The sequence below is a fragment of the Frankia sp. CeRuru1 genome (assembly GCF_977966315.1).
In genome coordinates this window covers 1-6,597 of sequence record NZ_CDWWEW010000289.1, presented here as the reverse complement: position 1 = coordinate 6,597, position 6,597 = coordinate 1, and the positions used below count along the sequence as shown (strand labels likewise).

Sequence of the window (6,597 nt, the reverse complement as noted above, 5' to 3'; positions counted from 1 at the left end):
GAACGGCGCTACCTCGCTCTGGCTGCGGCTGGGGCCCGCCGGTCTGCCGGTCGGCGGGCTCGGCGCGGTGCTGCGCGAGGTCTACCTCGACCTCGCGCCGATCGTGCTGGACGCGGGGGAGCTCACCGCCGCGGCCGCCGAGGAGTTCTTCGGCCTCGCCGCCGCCCGCGGCCTGCCCGGTTCGCAGCTCACGGGCAGCCTCGGCGCCGACCCGATCGGTCTGGCCGCGCGGACCGGCCTGCCGGCCGACGGCCCGGTGGGCCTCGCCGAGGCGGTGTCGCTCGCCGGCCGGTGCGTGCGGGAGTTCCCCGGGATCCGCGCCTTCGTCGTCGACGCCCAGCCCTACCACCGCGCGGGTGGCAGTGACGCCGAGGAACTCGGGGCGTCACTGGCCACCGGCGTCGCCTACCTGCGGGAGCTCACCGGGGCCGGCCTGAGCCTTGCCGAGGCGCTCGCCCAGATCGAGTTTCGCTACGCGGTCACCGCCGATCAGTTCTCCTCGATCGCGAAGCTGCGGGCCGCCCGCCGGTTGTGGTCACGGGTCGCCGAGGTGTGCGGCGCCGAGCCGGCCGACCGGGCCCAGCGCCAGCACGCGGTCACCTCGGCGGCGATGATGACCCGCCGGGATCCCTGGGTGAACATGCTGCGCACGACGCTGGCCTGCTTCGGCGCCGGTGTCGGCGGCGCCGACGCGGTCACCGTCCTGCCGTTCGACACGCGCCTCGGCCGGCCCGACGACTTCTCCCGCCGGATCGCCCGCAACACCCAGACCCTCCTGCAGGAGGAGTCGAGCCTGATCCGGGTGACTGACCCGGCCGGCGGCTCCTGGTACGTCGAGTCACTCACCGCCGAGCTCGCCGAGGCGGCCTGGGTCTGGTTCACCGAGATCGAGCGGGCCGGCGGGATCGTCGCCGGCCTGCGGTCCGGGCTCGTCGCCGAGCGGATCGCGGCCACCTGGGCGACGCGCTCCGACGCGATCGCCCACCGGCGGGAACCGATCACCGGGGTGAGCGAGTTCCCGAACCTGGGCGAGAACCTCCCCGAGCGGTCCCCCGTGCCCGCCGTGAGCCCCGTGCCCGCCGTGAGCCCCGCCGGCGCCGGCGGGGAGGCCGCCACGGCGGTGGGCACCGGGCTGCCGGAGCTCACCTACGACCTCACCTTCGAGGAGCTGCGCGCCCGTTCCGACGCGCACCTGGCGGCGACGGGCGGCCGGCCCGTGGTCTTCCTGGCCACCCTGGGCAGCGCGGCGGTCTCGACCGCGCGCGCCACCTTCGCCGCCAACCTGTTCCAGGCGGGCGGGTTCGAGACTCCGACGTCCGGCCCGGGCACGGACCCGGCGTCGATCGCGGCGGCGTTCAGCGCCTCCGGGGCCACCGTGGCCTGCCTGTGCTCGGCCGACAAGGTGTACGCCGAGCACGCCGGACCGGTCGCCGAGGCGCTGCGGGCCGCCGGGGCGAGCCGGGTGTGGCTCGCGGGCCAGGCCGGTGCGCGCGCGCAGACCGATGCCGCCGCGGGCATCGACGGCTACGTGTTCACTGGATGCAATGCCGTCGCCGTGCTGCGGGCGACGCTCGCCGAGGTTGGGGTGGCCTGATGTCCACGGACAGCTCGCAACGTGCCACGATGATCCCGGACTTCTCCGCGGTGGAGCTGGGCACCACGCCGGCCGGGGCGGACACGGCGGAAGGTGAGTGGCGGGCCGCCTTGGAGGCGGCGACCGGTAAGGACGCCGACGCGCTGACCTGGGATACCCCCGAGGGCATCGCGGTGAAGCCGCTCTACACTGCCGCCGACACCGCGGGCCTGGACTTCCTGGGCACCTACCCGGGGATCGCGCCCTTCCTGCGCGGCCCGTACCCGGCGATGTACGTCACCCAGCCGTGGACCATCCGCCAGTATGCCGGGTTCTCCACCGCCGCCGCGTCGAACGCCTTCTACCGGCGCAACCTCGCCGCCGGGCAGAAGGGCCTGTCGGTCGCCTTCGACCTGCCGACCCACCGCGGCTACGACAGCGACCACCCGCGGGTCACCGGCGACGTCGGCATGGCCGGCGTCGCCATCGACTCCATCCTCGACATGCGCCAGCTGTTCGACGGTATCCCGCTGGACAAGATGAGCGTGTCGATGACCATGAACGGCGCCGTGCTGCCGGTGCTGGCGCTCTACATCGTCGCGGCCGAGGAGCAGGGGGTGGCCCCGGGGCAGCTCGCCGGGACCATCCAGAACGACATCCTCAAGGAGTTCATGGTCCGCAACACCTACATCTACCCGCCGCAGCCGTCGATGCAGATCATCTCGGACATCTTCTCGTTCACCTCGCAGCGGATGCCGCGGTTCAACTCGATCTCGATCTCCGGTTACCACATGCAGGAGGCCGGGGCGACGGCCGACCTGGAACTGGCCTACACCCTGGCCGACGGAGTCGAGTACATCCGGGCGGGGCTGGGCGCGGGGCTGGATATCGACGCGTTCGCACCAAGGCTGTCGTTCTTCTGGGCGATCGGCATGAACTTCTTCATGGAGGTCGCCAAGCTGCGCGCGGCCCGGCTGCTGTGGTCGCGGCTGGTCAACCAGTTCACCCCGAAGAGCGCCAAGTCGCTGTCGCTGCGGACCCACTCGCAGACCTCGGGCTGGTCGCTGACTGCCCAGGACGTGTTCAACAACGTGGTGCGCACCTGCGTGGAGGCGATGGCCGCCACCCAGGGGCACACCCAGTCGCTGCACACCAACGCCCTCGACGAGGCGCTGGCCCTGCCGACGGACTTCTCGGCCCGCATTGCCCGCAACACCCAGCTGCTGCTCCAGCAGGAGTCCGGCACCACCCGGGTGATCGACCCGTGGGGCGGCAGCTACTACGTCGAGCGGCTCACCCACGACCTGGCCCGCCGGACCTGGGAGCACATCGACGAGGTCGAGGCCTCGGGCGGCATGGCGCAGGCCATCGACGCCGGGATTCCGAAGATGCGCATCGAGGAGGCCGCCGCCCGCACCCAGGCCCGCATCGACTCCGGCCGCCAGCCGCTGATCGGGGTGAACAAGTACCGCGTCGACGCGGACGAGGCCATCGAGGTGCTCAAGGTCGACAACTCGGCGGTGCGCGCCGAGCAGATCGAGAAGCTGCGCCGGCTGCGCGCCGACCGTGACCCGGCCGCGGTGGAGGCGGCGCTGCACGTCCTGACCGCGGCGGCCGACGCGGCCCGCGATGGGCGCCGCGGTCCCGGGCTGGAGCAGAACCTGCTGGCGCTCGCCGTCGACGCGGCCCGGGCTCAGGCGACGGTCGGGGAGATCTCCGACGCGCTGGAGAAGGTCTACGGGCGTCACGCGGGCCAGATCCGTACCATTTCCGGGGTGTACCGGGACGAGGCGGGACCTGCCGGCAACATCCTCGCCGCCCGCGAGGCCGCCGCCGCCTTCGAACGCGCCGAGGGTCGCCGGCCCCGGATCCTGGTCGCGAAGATGGGCCAGGACGGTCACGACCGCGGCCAGAAGGTGATCGCCACCGCGTTCGCCGACCTCGGCTTCGACGTGGACGTCGGCCCGCTGTTCCAGACCCCGGCCGAGGTCGCCCGGCAGGCCGTCGAGGCCGACGTGCAGATCATCGGGGTGTCATCGCTGGCCGCCGGCCACCTCACCCTGGTGCCCGCGCTGCGCGAGGAGCTTGCCGCGCTCGACCGGCCCGACATCCTCATCGTGGTCGGCGGGGTCATCCCCCCCGGCGACTTCGACGAGCTGCGGGCCGCGGGCGCCGCCGCGATCTTCCCGCCCGGCACGGTCATCGCCGACGCCGCGCTGGACCTGCTCGCGACCCTGTCGGCCCAGCTCGGTCATCCCGCTCATCCCGCTCACCCCGCGGCCTGACCCGCCCCCGAGCGACGGCAGATCCGGCATGGTGACCCGACGACCGATCGATCCGGGCGAGTACGCCGACGGGGTGCTGGCCTCGTCGCGGACCTGGATCGCGCGGGCCATCACCCTCGTCGAGTCCACCAGGCCCGACCACCAGGAGCTCGCGCAGCGGCTGCTGGTGACGTTGCTGCCGCACGCGGGCAAGGCCCGTCGGATCGGCATCACCGGGGTGCCCGGGGTGGGCAAGTCGACGTTCATCGACGCGCTGGGCACCATGCTCACCGGGAAGGGGCACCAGGTGGCGGTGCTCGCCGTCGACCCCTCCTCGACGCGTACCGGCGGCAGCATCCTGGGGGACAAGACCCGGATGGCGGCGTTGTCCACCGATCCGGCGGCGTTCATCCGGCCCTCGCCCACCGCGGGGACGCTCGGTGGCGTCGCCAAGACGACCCGCGAGGCGATGGTCGTCATGGAGGCGGCGGGCTACGACGTCGTCCTGGTCGAGACGGTCGGCGTCGGCCAGTCGGAGACGACCGTCGCCGACATGGTCGACACCTTCCTGTTCCTGACCCTGGCCCGGACAGGGGATCAGCTCCAGGGCATCAAGAAGGGGGTGCTGGAGCTCGCCGACGTCATCGCGGTGAACAAGGCCGACGGGCCGCACGAGCTCGACGCCCGCCGTGCCGCCCGAGAACTCGCCGGCGCGCTGCGGCTGCTGCAGGGCTCCGCCGGTCCCCGGGACTGGAACACCCCGGTGCTGACGTGCAGCGCGGTGGAGCGGACGGGGCTGGACGCCGTCTGGGCGCAGATCGTCCAGCATCAGGACACCCTCGACGCCTCCGGCGAACTCGCCGCCCGCCGCCGCCGCCAGCAGGTCGACTGGATGTGGGCGATGGTCCACGATCGGCTGCTCGCGGGCCTGCGGGCCGATCCGGGGATCCGCGAGATCACTCCGGACCTTGAACGGCGGGTCCGCGACGGCACCCTCACCCCGAGCCTGGCCGCCGACGCCATCCTCGCCGCGCATGACGGCCTGGCCGCCCACGAGGGCCGGGCCGCGGCACCCTCCGACGCCGCGGAAAGCCGCGACGGAAAGCCGCGACGGAAAAGTGTGGAGGGTTAGGAACGGCCCACGGCCGCTGGACTGTGCCTAACCCTCCACAGTTCCGCCCACGGCAGGCCGGTCGGGCCGGGGCTCGGCACCATTCGGCACCGTCCGGCACCATTCGGCAACTCAGGGACCTGCTCACCGGCTCAACGGGAGCCGGAAATATTTTGTCCGCTCCCGGACACAAATATTGCCTGGTCAAACGTCTACGATGATCGTGGTAACGGGAGTGGAAGGATCTCCGGCGGCCGAGCGGAGTACCGTGGCTCCGGTCGCCGTGATGATCGCGTGGGTTTCGGGAGACGCGGTGAGCTATCAGCTGGGTATCGACCTCGGGTCCGCGAACACGATCGTCGGGGTGGCGGACGGAGGCTGGCCCCGCGTGCTCGAACTGAGCGGTCAGCGTCGCCTGCCGTCGGTGATCTACGCTGCCCCGGCCGGTGGCCTGCAGTTCGCGCGCTCGGCGGACCGCCGGTCGCTGGTCGACCCCGAGCGTGCCGCGACCGACCTCCTGCGCCCGCTCGGGGACAGCGGTCCCGTTCTGCTCGGGGGTGCCGCCTACAGCCGGGAGGGGCTGATCGCCCGGTTGGTGTCCTACGTCGTCACGGCCGCCACCGAGCAGCTCGGGTCGGAACCGGACCAGGTCGTCGTGACGTTCCCGACGTTCTGGTCGGCGGCCCGGCGCGAGGTGTTCGCGGACGCCGTGAGCCAGCTCTCCGATGTCACGGTGCCCGTCGCGGCGTTCCCGGCCGCCGACGCGATCGGAACCCTGCTGTCTCACGGCTCCTCGACCCAGACCGTCGAGTTGGTCGGATGGTACGACTTCGGCGCCGGCTTCCTCGACACGGGGATCCTGTCCTTCTCGCCGTTCGGGTTCCAGCTGCTCGGCTTGGCCGCGGGTCTGCGCCACGGCGCCGGCCTCGAGCTCGACGAGCTCCTGGTCGACCGGGTGCTGACCGGCGCGGGTGTCGAGCGTGCGGCGCTCGACCGTTCCGACCCGATGATCCGGACCGCGCTCGGCAGGCTGCGGCGGGAATGCGCGCAGGCGAAGGAGATCCTTTCCGGTGAGGACGAAGTTGACGTTCCGGTCTCCCTTCCCGGAGTCGATACCTTCGTCACGCTGAGCCGGGCGGAGCTGGAGACCCTCATCGGCCCGATTGTCGATGACACGATCATGACCTTTCGCCGGGCGCTCCGCTCGGTGCCGGTGACCTCCGCCGAGCTGTCCCGGATCCTGTTGTCCGGCGGGATCTCCCACCTTCCGCTGGTGGCCCGCCGGCTGCGGGAGACCTTCAGCGGGATCGACCGGATCGACCACGGTTCGGACGCGGATGTGGCGATGGGCGCGGCGCTGCTCGCCGCCGACCTCGCTGATCGGTTCGGCGCCGTCGGTGCCGGGAGTGCACCCGGTGTTCCGGGTATTCCGGGTATTCCGGGTGTTCCCGGTGCGGTCGGTGTTCCGGGAGTGCCCGCGGCCTTCGGTGCCGTCGGGGCGGTGACCGCCGGCGGTTTCGGCGCGTCGGGCGAGGTCGGTGACGCTCAGGAACCCTCTGCTCAGGACCCCTCCGACGTCACCGCGGTGATCCGGCCGCCGGACGCCGCGGTGACGTCGGAGGGGTCCTGAGCAGAGGGTTCCTGAGCGT

The 6,597-nt window shown here is 72.4% G+C and carries 4 protein-coding genes; all 4 read left to right on the top strand.

Features of this window, described 5'->3' with window-relative positions; genetic code table 11:
* Positions 1 to 1,594: methylmalonyl-CoA mutase family protein (locus AC08OP_RS18150; RefSeq protein ID WP_476615285.1), on the top strand; the 1,594-nt coding region annotated here is incomplete at its 5' end.
* A complete protein-coding gene (gene scpA, locus AC08OP_RS18145) occupies positions 1,594 to 3,858 on the top strand; it encodes a methylmalonyl-CoA mutase (protein WP_476615284.1) in 2,265 nt (754 codons plus the stop codon). The genes AC08OP_RS18150 and scpA, both read left to right, overlap by 1 nt.
* A gap of 28 nt (positions 3,859 to 3,886) precedes the next feature.
* Positions 3,887 to 4,969 (top strand): methylmalonyl Co-A mutase-associated GTPase MeaB, encoded by a 1,083-nt coding sequence (gene meaB, locus AC08OP_RS18140; RefSeq protein WP_476615283.1) that lies wholly within the window; start codon positions 3,887 to 3,889, stop codon positions 4,967 to 4,969.
* A 292-nt stretch (positions 4,970 to 5,261) separates the two neighbouring features.
* Complete coding sequence (locus tag AC08OP_RS18135) at positions 5,262 to 6,578, top strand: Hsp70 family protein (RefSeq protein WP_476615282.1); 1,317 nt, start codon at positions 5,262 to 5,264, stop codon at positions 6,576 to 6,578.
* Positions 6,579 to 6,597: the final 19 nt, after the last annotated feature.

What these genes read in the sequence shown, in the direction of transcription:
- meaB (WP_476615283.1), top strand. Translation starts at nt 3,887, where the DNA reads ATGGTGACCCGACGACCGATCGATCCGGGCGAGTACGCCGACGGGGTG.
- scpA (WP_476615284.1), top strand. Translation starts at nt 1,594, where the DNA reads ATGTCCACGGACAGCTCGCAACGTGCCACGATGATCCCGGACTTCTCC.